The 15,258-nt window shown below is 72.1% G+C and carries 17 protein-coding genes; 11 read left to right on the top strand and 6 right to left on the bottom strand.

The window, feature by feature from the left end; genetic code table 11:
• Window positions 1-85 precede the first annotated feature (85 nt).
• The 8 genes from K8F61_RS03995 to K8F61_RS03960 all read left to right on the top strand — a co-directional run bounded on the left by K8F61_RS03995 (window position 86) and on the right by K8F61_RS03960 (window position 6,867).
• On the top strand, window positions 86-841 hold the full coding sequence (locus tag K8F61_RS03995; protein ID WP_219084665.1) for a DUF1684 domain-containing protein: 756 nt from the start codon (window positions 86-88) through the stop codon (window positions 839-841).
• A gap of 39 nt (window positions 842-880) precedes the next feature.
• Entirely contained in the window at window positions 881-2,380 is a 1,500-nt protein-coding gene (locus tag K8F61_RS03990) for an ABC transporter substrate-binding protein (protein WP_067243404.1), read from the top strand.
• 78 nt (window positions 2,381-2,458) lie between these two features.
• The gene (locus K8F61_RS03985; RefSeq protein WP_067243405.1) at window positions 2,459-3,421 is read left to right on the top strand and encodes an ABC transporter permease; all 963 of its coding nucleotides are present in this window, start codon (window positions 2,459-2,461) and stop codon (window positions 3,419-3,421) included.
• Window positions 3,418-4,239, top strand: coding sequence for an ABC transporter permease (locus K8F61_RS03980; RefSeq protein WP_231820754.1), 822 nt, complete (start codon window positions 3,418-3,420; stop codon window positions 4,237-4,239). The genes K8F61_RS03985 and K8F61_RS03980 overlap by 4 nt, the downstream gene beginning before the upstream one ends.
• Window positions 4,236-5,072 carry an ABC transporter ATP-binding protein gene (locus K8F61_RS03975; RefSeq protein ID WP_231820753.1) on the top strand — a complete coding sequence of 279 codons (837 nt, stop codon included), beginning with the start codon at window positions 4,236-4,238 and terminating at the stop codon, window positions 5,070-5,072. The genes K8F61_RS03980 and K8F61_RS03975 overlap by 4 nt, the downstream gene beginning before the upstream one ends.
• Window positions 5,069-5,821 carry an ABC transporter ATP-binding protein gene (locus K8F61_RS03970; protein WP_067243408.1) on the top strand — a complete coding sequence of 251 codons (753 nt, stop codon included), beginning with the start codon at window positions 5,069-5,071 and terminating at the stop codon, window positions 5,819-5,821. Before K8F61_RS03975 ends, K8F61_RS03970 begins: the two co-directional genes overlap by 4 nt.
• A gap of 66 nt (window positions 5,822-5,887) precedes the next feature.
• Window positions 5,888-6,112 carry an aldo/keto reductase gene (locus K8F61_RS03965; RefSeq protein ID WP_231820752.1) on the top strand — a complete coding sequence of 75 codons (225 nt, stop codon included), beginning with the start codon at window positions 5,888-5,890 and terminating at the stop codon, window positions 6,110-6,112.
• A gap of 26 nt (window positions 6,113-6,138) precedes the next feature.
• Complete coding sequence (locus tag K8F61_RS03960) at window positions 6,139-6,867, top strand: aldo/keto reductase (protein ID WP_336246452.1); 729 nt, start codon at window positions 6,139-6,141, stop codon at window positions 6,865-6,867.
• Window positions 6,868-6,894: 27 nt separating this feature from the next.
• Here K8F61_RS03960 and K8F61_RS03955 read toward each other — a convergent pair whose 3' ends face one another.
• From K8F61_RS03955 to K8F61_RS03945, 3 genes are all read right to left on the bottom strand, one after another.
• Window positions 6,895-7,539: a hypothetical protein gene (locus K8F61_RS03955; protein WP_231820751.1), complete on the bottom strand. Its 645-nt coding sequence runs from the start codon at window positions 7,537-7,539 to the stop codon at window positions 6,895-6,897.
• Between the two features lie 79 nt (window positions 7,540-7,618).
• The gene (locus K8F61_RS03950; protein WP_219084658.1) at window positions 7,619-8,707 is read right to left on the bottom strand and encodes a VIT1/CCC1 transporter family protein; all 1,089 of its coding nucleotides are present in this window, start codon (window positions 8,705-8,707) and stop codon (window positions 7,619-7,621) included.
• A 152-nt stretch (window positions 8,708-8,859) separates the two neighbouring features.
• Window positions 8,860-10,602, bottom strand: coding sequence for a DEAD/DEAH box helicase (locus K8F61_RS03945; protein WP_067243412.1), 1,743 nt, complete (start codon window positions 10,600-10,602; stop codon window positions 8,860-8,862).
• 112 nt (window positions 10,603-10,714) lie between these two features.
• Between K8F61_RS03945 and K8F61_RS03940 the strand changes: the two genes are divergently transcribed.
• Window positions 10,715-11,545 carry an SGNH/GDSL hydrolase family protein gene (locus K8F61_RS03940; protein WP_219086802.1) on the top strand — a complete coding sequence of 277 codons (831 nt, stop codon included), beginning with the start codon at window positions 10,715-10,717 and terminating at the stop codon, window positions 11,543-11,545.
• Here the strand turns inward: K8F61_RS03940 and K8F61_RS03935 are convergent.
• Window positions 11,532-12,374 (bottom strand): TrmH family RNA methyltransferase, encoded by an 843-nt coding sequence (locus K8F61_RS03935; RefSeq protein WP_231820750.1) that lies wholly within the window; start codon window positions 12,372-12,374, stop codon window positions 11,532-11,534. The two genes, K8F61_RS03940 and K8F61_RS03935, sit on opposite strands and share 14 nt — an antisense overlap.
• A gap of 123 nt (window positions 12,375-12,497) precedes the next feature.
• On the opposite strand from K8F61_RS03935, the gene K8F61_RS03930 reads away from it, so the two are divergent.
• Together K8F61_RS03930 and K8F61_RS03925 are read left to right on the top strand one after the other, a co-directional pair.
• On the top strand, window positions 12,498-13,325 hold the full coding sequence (locus K8F61_RS03930; RefSeq protein ID WP_231821510.1) for a Sir2 family NAD-dependent protein deacetylase: 828 nt from the start codon (window positions 12,498-12,500) through the stop codon (window positions 13,323-13,325).
• Window positions 13,322-13,918 (top strand): histidine phosphatase family protein, encoded by a 597-nt coding sequence (locus K8F61_RS03925; RefSeq protein ID WP_231820749.1) that lies wholly within the window; start codon window positions 13,322-13,324, stop codon window positions 13,916-13,918. The genes K8F61_RS03930 and K8F61_RS03925 overlap by 4 nt, the downstream gene beginning before the upstream one ends.
• 26 nt (window positions 13,919-13,944) lie before the next feature.
• Here the strand turns inward: K8F61_RS03925 and K8F61_RS03920 are convergent, their stop codons facing one another.
• Window positions 13,945-14,748, bottom strand: coding sequence for an HpcH/HpaI aldolase/citrate lyase family protein (locus K8F61_RS03920; RefSeq protein WP_231820748.1), 804 nt, complete (start codon window positions 14,746-14,748; stop codon window positions 13,945-13,947).
• Window positions 14,745-15,248, bottom strand: coding sequence for a MaoC family dehydratase (locus K8F61_RS03915; RefSeq protein WP_231820747.1), 504 nt, complete (start codon window positions 15,246-15,248; stop codon window positions 14,745-14,747). The genes K8F61_RS03920 and K8F61_RS03915 overlap by 4 nt, the downstream gene beginning before the upstream one ends.
• Window positions 15,249-15,258: the final 10 nt, after the last annotated feature.

The following is a 15,258-nucleotide window of genomic DNA, read 5'->3' as shown; positions in this document are numbered from 1 at the left end:
AGGATTCCGGATGCCGCAGACTTGATATCTGGGGCACCCGCGCGCCTACCCGAGCGCCCGGGGCTCCGAGCAGGACGGAACATCCATGACGAACGCAGACCCCGCGGCCGCCGCCCACGACGGCTGGCGTGCGCGCCGCCGCGCCGCGGTCACCGCGCCCACCGGCAACCTGAGCCTCGTCGAGACGCGGTGGTTCCCGACCGACACGACCCCGGAGCAGGCGGAGGCGCTCGTGGCGGCGGAGCGCGCTGCGTCGCCCGCGGGCGTCACGGTCACGGCCCTGTCGCGTACCGGGATCGACACGGGCGCGCCCGAGCACGGCCTCCGTGTCTGGGACGCGGACTCGCCGGCGATCCGCGCCTTCGAGGACATCGTCGCCTTCCCCTACGACCCCGACTGGGTCATCGATGCCCGGTTCGCTCCCGTGTCCGCGGACCGCACGATCCCGTTCGAGCACATCCGCGACGCCGGCGGGTCCCGCAACCTGGTCGTGCCCGGAGACATCGTCTTCGAGCGGGACGGCGAGACGTTCACCCTCGCCGCGTTCGACGACGGCGGGACGCTCCTGCTCGTCTTCGGCGATCCCACCAACGGCCGGGACGACGAGACGGGCACCTACGGATCCGGGCGGTTCCTCTTCGTCGAGCGCGACGACGCCGGAGGGTTCGGCGACGCGGGCACGGTCCGGCTCGACTTCAACCGCGCCTTCGTCCCGCCGTGCGGGTTCTCCGCCCAGTACAACTGCCCGATGCCTCCGCCGCAGAACCGCTTCCCGTGGCCGGTGCTGGCCGGTGAGCGCCTCGTCCGCTTCCGCGACGGCTTCGACATCTACACGGCCTGACCGATCTTCCGTTCCTCGCCTCCCTCGAAAGACACGCCCATGCGCTCCCTGAAGAAGTCCTTCTCCCTCGTCATCGGCGGCCTCGCGGTCGCGGCCGTCGCCCTCTCCGGCTGCGCGCCCTCCGGAGGCGGCGCCACCGGCGACGACGCGATCATCCGCATCGGCTCGCTCTACGAGCCCGTCAACCTGAGCAACACCGCCGGCGGCGGGCAGGGCGTGACCGAGGCGCTCACGGGCAACGTCTACGAGGGCCTCTTCCGGCTCACCGACGACGGCGAGGTGGAGCCCCTCCTCGCCACCGGATACGAGGTCTCCGAGGATGGTCTGACCTACACGTTCGCGCTCCGCGACGATGTCGCGTTCCACTCGGGCAAGGCGCTCACGTCCGCGGACGTGAAGGCCAGCATCGAGGCCGTCCTGGCACCGGACTCCCAGTCCGCACGCAAGTCGAGCCTGTCGGTGGTGGCGGGTGTCGAGACCCCGGACGAGCACACCGTGGTCGTCACCCTCAGCGACCGATCCGTCTCCTTCCCCTACCTCCTCTCCTACGTCTGGATCGTGAACGCCGATGCGACCGATCGGGAGACCACCGCGGACGGCACGGGGCCGTACACCCTCGGCGAGTGGAAGCGCGGCAGCACGCTGTCGCTGGACCGGTGGGACGACTACTGGGGCGAGCCGGCCAAGAACGCCGGTGTCGTCTTCTCCTACTTCACCGACGCCGCCGCCGAGGACACGGCACTGCGCAGCGGCCGGATCGATCTCATCACCTCGGTGCAGAACCCGGACTCCCTGCCGCAGTTCGACAGCGCCGGCTTCACGATCAGCGAGGGCGATTCCACGACCAAGGAGCTCCTGGCGTTCAACGACCGTGTGGCCCCGTTCGACGACCCGCGCGTGCGCCAGGCCGTGTACTCGGCGGTGGACCGGGAGAAGCTGCTGAACGCGATCTGGGGCGACTACGGCACGCTCATCGGGTCGATGGTCCCGCCGAGCGACCCCTGGTACGAGGATCTCACCGACCTCAACCCCTACGACCCCGAGCGCTCCGCGCGGCTCCTCACCGAGGCGGGGCTGGCCGACGGCTTCACGTTCACGCTCGACACGCCCAGCTACGACCCGCACCCGGCCGTGGCGGAGTTCCTGCAGTCGGAGCTCAAGAAGGTCGGCATCACGGTCGAGATCAACACGATCAGCGCCGACGAGTGGTACTCGAAGGTCTTCAAGGAGCACGACTTCCAGGCGACGCTGCAGGAGCACGTGAACGATCGCGACGTCGTCTGGTATGGGAACCCGGACTTCTACTGGGGCTACGACAACCCGCAGGTGGCGCAGTGGATCGCCGACGCCGAGCGCGCGACGACCGAGGAGGAGCAGACCGCCCTCCTGGCCCAGGCCAACCGGCAGATCGCGACCGACGCGGCCAGCGCGTGGCTCTATCTCTACCCGCAGATCGTCGTCGCGTCCGACGCGGTGTCCGGCTTCCCCGTGAACGGCCTCAACTCCCAGTTCTTCGTCTATGGCATCGTCAAGGAGTGACGCGGTCGCGCGGCCCGTTCGAGCCGCGCGACCGAATCCCCGGTGACGGGGCGACGAAGAGACGACGGAGGGGAACGCATGCTCGGCTACGCACTGCGTCGCGGAGCCCTTCTCGTGGGCTCCTTCGCCATCGCCATGGTGCTGATCTTCGTGTTGCTGCGCCTGCTTCCCGGCGACCCCGCCAATGCCCTGCTGTCCGTCGACGCGACGCCCGAGCAGATCGCCGCGGCGCGCGAACAGGTCGGATCCGATCAGCCGCTGCTCGTCCAGTTCGTCACCTGGGCAGGGCAGATGATCCGTCTGGATCTCGGGGAGTCCCTCCTCACCGGCGCCCCGGTCGGCCCGGACATCGCCCGGCGCCTGCAGGTGACGGCGCCGCTGACCCTGATCGCCTTCGGCCTCGCCGTGGTCGGCGCCCTGATCGCCGGCATCGTCAGCGCCGTGCACGCCGACCGGTGGTGGGGAACGGTCCTGTCCGGGATCGCGCAGCTCGGCATCGCCGTTCCCGTGTTCTGGGTCGGGATCGTGCTCGTCTGGCTCTTCGGACTCGGGCTCGGATGGTTCCCGACGGGCGGGTTCCCCGCCGACGACTGGGGCGACCCCGCCGGCGCCGTCGCGTCGCTGATGCTCCCCGCCATCACCATCGCGATCGTCATGGGCGCCTCCCTCACCCGGTACGTCCGTTCCGCGACGCTCGACGTCCTCGGCAGCGACTACCTGCGCACGGCACGCGCCCACGGATCCGGTTTCGGTGAGGCGCTGTGGCGTCACGGCCTGCGCAACGGCGCCGTGCCGGTGATCTCCGTGCTCGGCATCGAGCTGGCGTCGACCCTGCTCGGCGCCGTCGTCGTGGAGAGCGTGTTCGCGCTCCCCGGTCTCGGCGGATATCTCGTCGACGGCATCGCGCGCCACGACTTCGCGGCGATCCAGGGAGTGCTGGTCGTCACCACGCTCATCGTGCTGCTCGTGGGCTTCGTCGCCGATCTGAGTCAACGGCTCGTGGACCCGCGCCTGCGTCGCTCCATCGGAGTCGCCTCGTGAACCGGCGTCGCGCGACGCTCGGGATCGGGGCGCTGCTGGTCGGAGCGGTCCTCGTCGTGGCGCTCGTGTCCCTGGTCTGGCTGCCCTACCCCTTGGACGACACCACCGGCGGCCGGCTCTCGCCGCCGAGCGCCGAGCACCTGTTGGGAACCGACAAGCTCGGTCGCGACCTGCTGAGCCAGCTCATGGTGGGCGCACGCATCGCCCTGGCGGTCGGCACGGGCTCGGTCGCGATCGCGGCGGTCCTGGGCGTGCTCATCGGCCTGGCCGCGGCTCTTGCGGCGCCCTGGATCGACGACGCCGTCTCCGCGTTCATCGACGTCGCCATCGCCTTCCCCGTGCTGCTCACCGCCATGCTGATCGTCGCCCTCCAGCCGCCGTCCCTCGGTTCCGCCGTGCTGGCGATCGGGCTCGCGATGTCGGCCGTCGTGGCGCGCGTCGCCCGGATCCTCGCGCGCCGCGAGGTCGGCTCGCCGTACGTCGTCGCCGCGCGGACGAGCGGGACGGGCACGCTCGGCATCGTGCGGCGGCATCTGCTGCCGAACATGGCGCCCACACTCGCGGTGACGCTGGCGCTGCAGTTCGGCGCGGCGGTGCTCGCCGAGGCGAGCCTGTCGTATCTCGGGCTCGGCGCCCCTCCCCCGAACGCCTCGTGGGGGCGATTGCTGCAGGAGGCCCAGGGCACGGTGCTCATCGCCCCGGCCGGAGCCATCGCGCCCGGCCTGGCCCTGGTCGTCCTCGTCCTCGGCGTGAACTTCGTCGCCGATGGCCTCCGCGACGCCGCGGACCCGACCCGCCGTCGAAGGAGGCCCGCGTGAGCCCCGGATCCGACGACCTCCTCGAGGTGTCCGGCCTGTCCGTCCATGCGCCGGACCGGGATCTCGTCACTGACCTGTCCTTCCGCATCGCGCCCGGCGAACGGCTCGGGATCATCGGCGAGTCCGGGTCCGGCAAGTCCGTGAGCGCGCTCGCCCTCACCGGCCTCCTCCCCGCTCCGCTGCGCAGCGCGGGATCCGTCCGGCTCGGCGGAGTCCAGACCATCGGTGCGACGGACGCGACCCTGCGGAGCCTGCGCGGCGCGGTGGCCGGAATGGTCTTCCAGGAACCGCTGACCGCCCTGGACCCGTTGATGCGGGTGGAGCGGCAGGTCGCGGAGCCGCTCCGGCGGCACCGGAGACTCCGCGGGTCCGCGCTGCGGGACGCCGTCGCCGAAGCCTTCGAGGAGGTCGGCCTCGACGAACCGCGCCTCCGCCGCGCCTATCCCCACGAGCTGTCCGGCGGCCAGCGGCAGCGGGTGGCGATCGCGATCGCGCTGGCCGCCCGCCCGCGCCTGCTGATCGCCGACGAACCCACCACCGCTCTGGACGTCACCGTGCAGGCGCGGATCCTCGATCTGCTGGACCGGCTGGTCGTCGAGCGGGGCATGGGTCTCCTCTTCGTCAGTCACGACCTGGCCGTCGTGGCCCGCATGACGGATCGGGTCGTCGTGATGCAGGGGGGCCGCGCCGTCGAGGACGGCCCCGTCCTGGATGTGCTCCGCGTCCCTCGACACCCGTACACGGCGGCGCTGATCGCACACGCTCGCGCGCTCGACGGCGCCCTCGACGGGGGTCTTCCCGCAACCGGCTCCCCGGAGGAGGGACGATCATGACCGTGCTCGAGACCCGCGATGTGTCCTTCTCCTACGGCGGGCGCCCGACCCTCGTCGGCATCGACCTCGCCGTCGGGGCCGGGGAATCCGTCGGGATCGTCGGGGAGTCGGGGGCCGGCAAGTCGACGCTGCTGTCCCTGCTGCTCGGCCTCGCCGCTCCGGCGCGCGGCGACGTGCTGTTCGAGGGTGTGCCGCTCCGGCTTCGCGATCGGGTCCTGATGCGGCGGTTCCGGCAGACGGTGCAGGCGGTCTTCCAGGACCCCTATTCGTCCCTGGACCCCCGGCAGCGGATCGATCGGACGATCGCCGAGCCCCTCGAGTCGCTGGGGATCGCGCGCGGGGCCGCGACCCGCGAACCGGTGCGGGCGGCACTCGCGTCGGTGGGACTGCCCGAGGACGCCGCCCGACGGTATCCGCACGAGTTCTCGGGCGGTCAACGCCAGCGGATCGCGATCGCGCGCGCCATCGTCGTGCGTCCCCGGGTCCTGATCGCCGACGAGCCGGTGAGCGCGCTGGACATGAGCACCAGGATGCAGGTCATCGACCTGCTCCGGAACCTGCGCTCGGAGACGGGGCTTGCTCTCGTGATGGTGTCGCACGACCTCGGCACGGTCGCGGCGGTCTGCGATCGGACCGTCGTCCTCGAGCGCGGGCGCATCGTCGAGGCCGCCGACACGCGAACCGTGCTCACCGCGCCCGCCGAGGAGTACACCCGCCGCCTCGTGGCCGCGATCCCCCGCCTGCCCTGACCGTGCCGGCCGGTCGATCAGGACGAACCCGGTGACGCGCGGGCCCGCACGTGCCAGCATGGTCGGATGAGGACACGCACCATCGGCGGCGGGGACCGCGCCACGCCCGTCTCCGCCATCGCGCTCGGTGCCATGATGTTCGGCACCGCGACGGACGAGGAGACCTCGTTCGCGATCCTTGACCGGTTCCTCGCCTCCGGGGGCACGTTCATCGACACCTCGAACAACTACGCTACTGGGTCAACGGCACCCGCGGCGGCGAGAGCGAGCGTCTGCTCGGGCGCTGGCTGAGCGATCGAGGACTCACCGACGAGGTCGTGGTCGCAACCAAGGTCGGCGGTCGTCCCGCGCAGGCGGCCACCGCGCTCGCCGACGACATCGAAGGGCTCTCCGCGGACGTCATCCGGCGCGGCCTCGACCGGAGCCTGAAGAACCTGGGCCGCGATCATGTCGACGTGTTCTACGCGCACGTCCCGGACCCCCGCACCCCGTTCGACGAGCAGATCCGCACCTTCGGGGTCTTGGCGGCCGAGGGGCGGGCGACCCACATCGGGCTGAGCAACCACTGGTCCTGGCAGATCGAGCGCGCGCGGACCCTGGCCGCGGCGGAGGGCCTTCCGGCCGTGCAGGTGCTGCAGCATCACCACAGCTACCTCCGCTCGCGGGTCGACCACCCGAGCCGCCGCTCCCCCGACGGGCAGATCGGCGTCGTGTCTCCCGATCTGCTCGCCTACCTCCGCGATCAGCCCGGACTCGCCCCCGTCGCGTACTCGCCCCTGCTGCGCGGCGCCTACGCCCGCGACATCGACCCCGGCGAGCTCTACCGGCACCCGGGCAACGACGCGCGTCGGATCGCGCTGCAGGAGGTCGCCGCGGAGGCGGGGGCGACGCCGAACCAGGTCGTCCTGGCCTGGCTCATGGGAGGCGACGTCCCCTTCATCCCGCTGATCGGCGCATCCAGCGTCGGACAGCTGGACGAGAATCTCGCCGCCGCGGACCTGGAGCTGACGTCCGCGCAACGGGAGCGCCTGGACGGCGCGAACTGACCCGGACCGCCCACCCCGCTCCGGTTCTCAGCCCGGTTGTGCGATGGCTGCCCGGCGCGAGCCGGTGCGCCGCGGGAACCGGTAGCCGTCCAGCGCGGCGCCGAGGTGGTGGAACAGGGCGTCGCCGGCGGCGCGATAGCCCGCGATCTCTCCGCGGAGCTCGACCAGGAGTGCGGCGGAGCCAGCCGGGCCCGCGTCGATTCGTCGCGCGTGCTCGTCGATGCGGTCCAGACGCTCGGCGAGCTCCGCCAGCGCGTCCATGACCCCGGCGACGTCGGCGCTGGCCGCGAGGAAGGACGACCAGCGGCCCAGGGCCGCCGCGATGGCGTCGCGCTCCTCCGCGGCCGCATCGACGAGCGCACGCGCGGAGGCGGGGTCGGGATCCGGCAGACGGCGCATGCCGGCCGCAGGATCACGGGGGTCAGCGGCAAGGCTGCGACGCAGGTCGCCCAGGGCGAGACGGGTCACCGGGGCCCAGCGCTCGTGGATCGAACGGGCGATCACCTTGTCGACCACCGCCGCGGTGAGCAAGAACGTGACCAGCCCTCCGGCGAGTCCCGAAACGACGGCATAGTTCTGCCACACCGAGGTGGCGACGTCCACCCAGATGATGATGCCGACGACCACCAACGAACCGACGACCGCGCTGACGCGGAAAACCAGGGTGCTCATGATCCTCCTCGACGATCCCGACCATACCCGGAACCGCGAGGGGGTTCATCTTCCGCGGACGAGGCGTCGCCCGAGCGGGTCAGGCGACGCCGACGCCGAAGAGGAGGCCCAGCGCGTAGGTGACGGCCGCGGCCCCGAAACCGATGGCGAGCTGCCGGAGAGCGCGGCGGAGCGGAGGTCCTCCGGAGAGGATCCCGACCATCGCCCCGGTGCCGAGCAGCGCCACGCCGACCAGGACCAGTGCCGTCACGACGGCGGCGATGCCGTCCATGCCGAACAGCCACGGCAGGACAGGGATGATCGCGCCGGAGGCGAAGAGCAGGAAGCTCGACACCGCGGCGCCCCAGTCGCTGCCGACCACCTCGTGGTCCGCAGCGCGGGTGCCGACCGGCCCCGTCGTGGCCTGGCGGGCGCCGATCTTCGCGGCCTCGACGACGCGGTGCGCCTTCGCCAGCGCCTCGGCGGGCGCCACGCCGCGGGCGCGGTAGACGAGCGCCAGCTCGTTCTCGTCGATGTCGAGATCGCCGGCGGCGGCCGCCGCGTCGTCGTTCGCCTCGGTGGCGGCGAGGAGCTCCCGCTGGGACCGCACGGAGACGAACTCCCCCGCTCCCATCGACAGCGCCCCGGCCAGCAGCCCGGCGATCCCGCTGAACAGCACGAACCCGCCGCTGACCCCGGTCGCGCCGATCCCCATCACCAGGGCGAGGTTGCTGACCAGACCGTCGTTGGCGCCGAAGACGGCGGCGCGGAAGGAGCCGGACAGACGACGGCGCCCTCGGGCGGCGAGACCGCGCACCACCTCGTAGTGGACCTTCTCATCCGCACGCATGGCCGGCGTCGCGAACTCCTCGGCGTCGTACGGAGACCGTGCTTCGGCGTTCTGCGCGAGGGCGAGCACGAAGATGGAGCCGAACCGGCCCGCCATCCAGCCGAGGATCCGAGAGCGCAGACCGGCGCGCGGCAGGCGCGAGGGCTCTTCCCCGAGCAGGTCGAGCCAGTGCTGCTCGTGGCGCCGTTCCGCATCGGCGAGCGAGAGCAGGATCTGCTTCTCCTCTCCCTCCCGCCGGGACGCCAGGCGCTGGTACACCCGCCCTTCCGCACGCTCCTCGACGAGGTAGCGCGCCCAGCGCCGACGGTCGGCGGAGGTCGGTTCGAGCTGAGTGGTCATGCGAGGCCTCCGGGGATAAGGACGACCGTTCCACGCTACTGAGGAAGGGAGACCGGAACCGCGTCAGAACGCGGATTGACAGCATTTCGGGCCTCCTCATCCGCGGCTCCCGGGCATGCCGCCCGCCGGGACGACGCCCGCGACCGCGCGGCTCAGGAGCGCACGCGACGACGGAGCACGTCGATGCGCGCCTGCAGCTGTGCGACGGTCGCCTGGGCCACCGCGGGGCCTCCGCAGATCCGGCGCAGTTCCGCGTGGACGGCCCCGTGCGGTTCACCGCTCTGCCGTGCGTAGAGGCCGACGAGGCTGTTCAGCAGCTGCCGCTGCTCCCGGAGGGTGCGGTGCAGCGGCGCGGGCAGGGTCGTGGTCTGCTCCGGTCCCGCATGCGCTTCGCGCGCCTCGCGCAGCCGGGACTGCCGGGCCTGGCGCTGCATGAGGAGCTCGTGGACGTGCTCGGGTTCGAGGAGCCCCGGGATCCCGATGAACTCCTCCTCCTCGGGCGTTCCCGGTTCCGCGAGCTGACCGAACTCCTTGCCCTCGAAGACCACGCGATCGAAGTGCGCCAGGGAGGAGATCGCCTGGTAGCTGAACTCCTGGGTCAGGGCGTCGGACGCCTCCTCCTCCCGGTTGGCGGCGTCGATCAGGGAGTCGTCGAGTCCGTCGTCGTCCTTCGTCTTCCGGTCCAGCGCGTGGTCGCGCTGGCGCTCCATCTCGTTGGCCAGCTTCATCAGGACAGGGACGTTCGGCAGGAACACGCTGGCGGCCTCGCCGCGCCGGCGCGCACGGACGAAGCGCCCGATCGCCTGGGCGAAGAACAGCGGCGTGGACGAGGACGTCGCATAGACGCCGACCGCGAGCCGGGGCACGTCCACGCCCTCGGACACCATGCGCACCGCGACCATCCACCGGCTCGTCCCCTGGCTGAACTGCTCGATGCGCTGCGACGCCTCGGCCTCGTCGGAGAGGACCACCGTCGGCCGTTCCCCGGTCAGCTCCCGCAGGATGCGCGCATACGCCCTGGCGACCGTCTGATCCGTGGCGATCACCAGGCCCCCGGCGTCCGGGACGTGGTGGCGGATCTCGGTGAGCCGGCGATCCGCGGCCGACAGCACCGCTGGCATCCACTCGCCCTCCGGGTCGAGGGCGGTGCGCCAGGCCTGCGAGGTGACGTCCTTGGTGTTGTCCTGGCCGAGGTGCGCCTCGAGCTCGTCGCCGGCGCTGGTGCGCCAGCGCATCTTCCCCGCGTACATGTGGAACAGCACCGGGCGCACGACGCCGTCGGCGAGGGCACGTCCGTACCCGTAGCGGTAGTCCGTGCTCGACACCCGGGACCCGGACTCGTCGGGGAGATAGTCGACGAACGGGATCGGCGCGGTGTCGCTGCGGAACGGCGTCCCCGACAGCAGCAGCCGTCGTCGTGCCGGGGTGTACGCGTCCCGGATCGCATCGCCCCAGCTCAACGCGTCACCGCCGTGATGGACCTCGTCGAGGATCACCAGGGTCCGTGCGTCCTCGGTCAGATGACGGTGGACGGAGGACTTCGCCGCGACCTGGGCGTAGGTGACGACCACGCCGTGGTACTCGCGGGACGGCGCCCAATGGGTGTTCCGGAACCGGGGGTCGAGGCGGATGTGCACCCGCGCGGCGGCGTCAGCCCACTGGGTCTTCAGGTGCTCGGTCGGCGCGACGACGATGACACGGTTGACCTCGTTCGTGCGCAGCAGCTCCACCGCGAGCGTGAGCGCGAACGTCGTCTTTCCTGCGCCGGGCGTGGCCGCCACGAGGAAGTCGCGCTTGTCCGCCCGGAAGTACTCCTCCAGCGCCTCCCGCTGCCAGGCGCGCAGCTTGTCGGCGGTCCCCCAGGGCGCGCGCTGAGGGAAGGACGGAGAGAGCATGGGATTCCACGATAGACGAGCCCGGGGACATCCACGCACCAGCCCCGGCGCCCCGCTAGGCTCGTTCCCGCGGCCGGTGATCCCGGTGCCGATATCCCCCTGGAGGCAGCGCATGAGCGTGCAGGAACCGCCCCGAACCCCGTTCGTCGAGAACGAGACGCCTCACCCGTGGCGTCGATTCGTCGCCGTCGGAGACTCGTTCACCGAGGGGATCGGCGACCCCGACCCTTCCGTCCCCGGCGGTCACCGGGGATGGGCGGACCGCGTCGCCGAGGTGCTCTCGTCGCAGGTCGACGACTTCGCCTACGCGAACCTCGCGGTGCGCGGCAAGCTCATCGCGCAGATCAGCGACGAGCAGGTCGAGCCCGCGATCGCGCTGAGCCCCGACCTCATCTCCGTCTGCGCGGGCGGGAACGACGTGATCCGTCCCCGGACGGATCCGGACGAGATCGCCGCCCAGCTCGACGACGTCGTGACCCGGCTGTCGCGCACCGGCGCCGCCGTGATCCTGTTCACCGGGATCGACACCGACTTCACCCCGGTGTTCCGCCCGTTCCGCGGGAAGGTCGCGATCTACAACGAGAACGTGCGCGCGATCGCCGACCGCCACGACTGCATCGTCGCCGACCAGTGGGGGCTCAAGGCGATCCAGGACACGCGGTTCTTCGCCGACGACCGCCTGCACCTGAACGCCCTGGGGCACCACGAGGTGGCGCGCATGGTGCTGCGCGCGCTGAACGTCTCCAACGACCTCCAGGCCATGCAGCCCGACCCGCTCCCGGTGCGCACCTGGCGCGAGGCCCGGGCGGGCGATCTGGTCTGGGCACGGGAGCACCTCGTCCCCTGGGTCCTCCGGCGGCTGCGGCACCAGTCCTCCGGCGACGACATCGAGGCGAAGCGTCCCGCGCCGGCCCCGGTGGCCTCCCCCGTCAGCCCGGACTGATCCCGCCGCCCTGTTGCGGCGCAGGCGGGTGCCCGAGCGCCCACAGGACGACGGCGGCCGTCGAGGCGATGTTCAGCGAATCGACGCCGCCGGACATCGGGATCGTGACGACCGCGTCCGCGGCGGCGATCGCGGATCGGGACAGCCCGTCACCCTCCGTGCCGAAGGCGAGCGCGACCCGGGACGGGCGGGAGGCGGCGTACACGTCCAGCGGCACAGCGGTCTCATCGAGGGCGAGGGCAGCGAGCCCCATACCGATGCCGTCGAGCCCGCCCCGCAGCTGCTCCCAGGAGTCGAAGCGCGTCCACGGCACCTGGAACACCGTCCCCATGCTGACGCGGACGCTCCGCCGGTAGAGCGGGTCGCCGCATCGCGGCGAGACGAGCACCGCGTCCGCTCCGAGACCCGCAGCGGCCCGGAAGGCCGCCCCGACGTTCGTGTGATCCCGCACGTCCTCCAGGACGAGCACGGTGCGCGCCGTCGCCAGCACCGCGTCGAGCGACGGCAGGGCGGGGCGGTGCATCGAGGCCAGCGCGCCGCGATGCACGGCGTATCCCGTGACCCCTTCGGCCACCTCGTCGGGGACGAGGTAGACCGGCGTCCGCCCATCGGCTCCGAGCAGCGCCTCGATGCCGGGGAGCCATCGCCGCTGGGTGAGAATCGCACGCGGCCGGTGGCCGGCGCCGATCGCCCGGGCGATCACCTTCTCGGACTCGGCGATGTACAGGCCGCCTTCGGGCTCGCTCCGCTGCCGCAGGGCGACGTCCGTCAGCCCCCGGAAGTCGTCCAGCCGGGGGTCGGCGGGGTCGTCGACCGGCACGAGATTCATGCTTCCACTGTGCCATCGAACTGTGCCATCGAACCCCGGTGCCCGTGGTCGTGGGTCGTCGTCCGCCGGTCTCCGCTCCGTCGGCTCGCCGTAGACTCGAGGGCGGGAGGATCCGTGACCACGATGACGGCGGCGCAGAGCGCGCAGCTGCGCGACGCCGCCGACGTCCTCCGAAGCCGTCGACTCGCCTTCCTCACCGGGGCCGGGATCTCCACGGAATCGGGCATCCCCGCCTATCGCGGGGTCGACGCCCCGCCGCGGCGCGCGCCGATGACCCTGCAGGACTTCCTCGGCTCGGACGCGGCACGCCGCCGGTACTGGGTCGGCGGGCACCTCGGCTGGCGCTCCTTCCGCGCCGTCTCGCCGAACGCCGGCCATCGTGCGATCGCCGAGCTGGAACGGCTCGGCCTGTCCGGGGGCGTCGTCACTCAGAACGTCGACGGGCTTCATCTGCAGGCCGGCTCCGCCCGGGTCGTGGAGCTGCACGGCACCATGCGCGGCGTCGTCTGCCTGAACTGCGGTCAGCATCTTGCGCGCGACGCCGTGGCCGCGCAGATCGACCAGCGCAACCCCTGGCTCTCCGTGCCCGAGAACGTCGTCCTGAACCCGGACGGAGACGTCTCGCCGCGCACGACCGAGGGGTTCGTCCTCCCGACGTGCACCGTCTGCGACGGCATGCTGAAGCCGGACGTCGTCTTCTTCGGCGAGTTCGTGCCGCGGGAGCGCTTCCGGACCGCCGAGTCGCTGCTCGCCTCCTGCGAGGCGCTCGTGGTCGCCGGCTCCTCGCTCGTCGTCAACTCCGGGATCCGGATCATCGAACGCGCCCGACGCCGGGCGCTCCCCCTCGTCATCGTCAACCTCGAAGCCACCCGCGCCGACGCCTGGGCCGACGCGACCGTCGTCGCGCGGACCGGCGAGGCCCTGCCCGCCCTTCAGGAGCTGCTCACGTGACCCTGCTGACCCTCATCCGCCACGGCCAGACCGACTGGAACCTGGCGCGCCGGATCCAAGGATCCACCGACATCCCCCTGAACGAGACGGGGCGCGCCCAGGCCGCCGACGCGGCGGCGATGCTGCGGGGTGAACGGTTCGACCACGTGTACGCGAGCCCGCTCGTGCGCGCCCACGAGACGGCGGCCATCATCGCGGCGCACCTGGGGCTGCCGGCGCCGCTCACGACCCGCGGGATGCGGGAGCGCGAGTTCGGCGACGGCGAAGGACTCCTCGTCGCGGACTTTCTCGAGAAGTACGGATCCTGGCACGGCGAGGTCCCGGGCGCGGAGACGCTGGAACAGGTCACTGAACGGGCGCTGCGCTCGCTGGAACGGATCGCCCGCGCCGCGCGCCAGCGCTCCGCCCCGCGCGCCGAGTCCGTCCTCGTCGCCACGCACGGAGGGGTCATCCGGGCGTTGCTCCTGCACGCCTCTGGCGGCACCCTCCCGAGGGACGGGGACCTGCTCAGCAACGCCTCGGTCCACCGGTTCGTCGCCGAGCGCGGCGGCATCCGTCTGCTCACCGAAGTGGGCGTCTCCGCACCTCTCTGATCGCGGGGTCCGTTCCGCTCAGATGCTCAGATCCGGGCGAGCACGGACCGGGCGTGACGCAGCACCGGTTCGTCGACCATCCGACCCTGGAACCGAAAGACGCCGCGCTGATCCGCCGCCTCCGCGAGCACCGCCCGCGCCCATGCGACCGTCTCCTCGTCGGGCCGGTATGCCGCCCGGATCACCGGCACCTGGCGTGGGTGGATGCACGCGGTGGCTCGGAAGCCCGAGGCGGCTGCATCCTCGGCCTCGCGGGCCAGCCCCTCGTCGTCCGCGATGTCCAGGTGGACGGCGTCGATCGCCGCCGCCCCGTGCGCGCCGGCCGCCAGGAGCACGCGGGAGCGCGCCTCACGGGCGACGTCGCGATAGCGTCCGTCCGCCCTGCGGCTCGAGGTGCCGCCGAGCGAGGCGACAAGGTCCTCCGCGCCCCACATCAGGGCGGCGACGCGCGGATGGGACGCGAGCTCGGCCGCGCGGACGACGCCTCGCGCGGTCTCGCACAGCGCGATGAGATCCCGGTCGCCGAGCGCGTCCAGGGCCGCCGGATCCTCCGCCTTCGCGACCATCACCGTGCGCACGGGCGTGTCCGCGAGCATCGCGAGGTCCTCGGCGAAGTCCGCCGTTCCGGGCGCGTTCACGCGCACGATCACCCGATCCGCCTCCTGCACCGCGGACGCGATGTTCCGCCGCGCCTGCGCCTTGGCCTCGGGCAGCACCGCGTCCTCGAGATCGAGGATCACGGCATCCGCCTTCTCCCGCGCGCCGGCGAACCGCTCCGGGCGATCCGCCGGGCAGAACAGCAGCGCGGGCCCCAAATCGAGCGTCTTCATCGCTCCTCCGCCCCGGCGCAGCGCACGAGGACGGTGCGCGACGCCGTCGCCACGACGACCCCGTCCTGGTTCCGGCCCGTGTGCGCGATCGTGCAGATCCCCTGGCCCGCCCGCGACGCGGAGAGGCGCTTGTCCGTCACCACGCTCTCCGTGTAGAGCGTGTCCCCCGCGAACAGCGGATGGGGGAAGGCGATCTCCCCGAGCCCGAGCTGGGCCACCAACGTCCCCTGCGTCAGTTGGGCGACCGAGGCCCCGACCATCGTCGAGAGCGTCCACATCGAGTTCATCAGCCGCTGGCCGAACGGCTCCTGCGCGGCCGCGAACGCGGCGTCCAGATGCAGGGCCTGCGTGTTCATCGTGAGCGTCGTGAACAGGACGTTGTCGGCTTCCGTCGCGGTCCGTCCCGGCCGGTGCAGGTAGCGCGCGCCCACGACGAACTCCTCGAAGTACAGCCCGCGCTGGACGATGTCCTGCGTCCCGGATCCCGCCTCCTCGGTCATGTCCGTCACG

The organism is Microbacterium resistens, assembly GCF_021172025.1.
GTDB classification, from domain to species: domain Bacteria; phylum Actinomycetota; class Actinomycetes; order Actinomycetales; family Microbacteriaceae; genus Microbacterium; species Microbacterium resistens.
This window is presented reverse-complemented; position numbering and strand designations above follow the sequence as displayed.

Excerpts from the sequence above, each read along its gene's own strand:
- K8F61_RS03995 (WP_219084665.1), top strand. The coding sequence starts at position 86 with ATGACGAACGCAGACCCCGCGGCCGCCGCCCACGACGGCTGGCGTGCG.
- K8F61_RS03990 (WP_067243404.1), top strand. The coding sequence starts at position 881 with ATGCGCTCCCTGAAGAAGTCCTTCTCCCTCGTCATCGGCGGCCTCGCG.
- K8F61_RS03985 (WP_067243405.1), top strand. The coding sequence starts at position 2,459 with ATGCTCGGCTACGCACTGCGTCGCGGAGCCCTTCTCGTGGGCTCCTTC.
- K8F61_RS03970 (WP_067243408.1), top strand. The coding sequence starts at position 5,069 with ATGACCGTGCTCGAGACCCGCGATGTGTCCTTCTCCTACGGCGGGCGC.
- K8F61_RS03965 (WP_231820752.1), top strand. The coding sequence starts at position 5,888 with ATGAGGACACGCACCATCGGCGGCGGGGACCGCGCCACGCCCGTCTCC.
- K8F61_RS03955 (WP_231820751.1), bottom strand. The coding sequence starts at position 7,539 with ATGAGCACCCTGGTTTTCCGCGTCAGCGCGGTCGTCGGTTCGTTGGTG.
- K8F61_RS03950 (WP_219084658.1), bottom strand. The coding sequence starts at position 8,707 with ATGACCACTCAGCTCGAACCGACCTCCGCCGACCGTCGGCGCTGGGCG.
- K8F61_RS03945 (WP_067243412.1), bottom strand. The coding sequence starts at position 10,602 with ATGCTCTCTCCGTCCTTCCCTCAGCGCGCGCCCTGGGGGACCGCCGAC.
- K8F61_RS03940 (WP_219086802.1), top strand. The coding sequence starts at position 10,715 with ATGAGCGTGCAGGAACCGCCCCGAACCCCGTTCGTCGAGAACGAGACG.
- K8F61_RS03935 (WP_231820750.1), bottom strand. The coding sequence starts at position 12,374 with ATGAATCTCGTGCCGGTCGACGACCCCGCCGACCCCCGGCTGGACGAC.
- K8F61_RS03930 (WP_231821510.1), top strand. The coding sequence starts at position 12,498 with ATGACGGCGGCGCAGAGCGCGCAGCTGCGCGACGCCGCCGACGTCCTC.
- K8F61_RS03920 (WP_231820748.1), bottom strand. The coding sequence starts at position 14,748 with ATGAAGACGCTCGATTTGGGGCCCGCGCTGCTGTTCTGCCCGGCGGAT.
- K8F61_RS03915 (WP_231820747.1), bottom strand. The coding sequence starts at position 15,248 with ATGACCGAGGAGGCGGGATCCGGGACGCAGGACATCGTCCAGCGCGGG.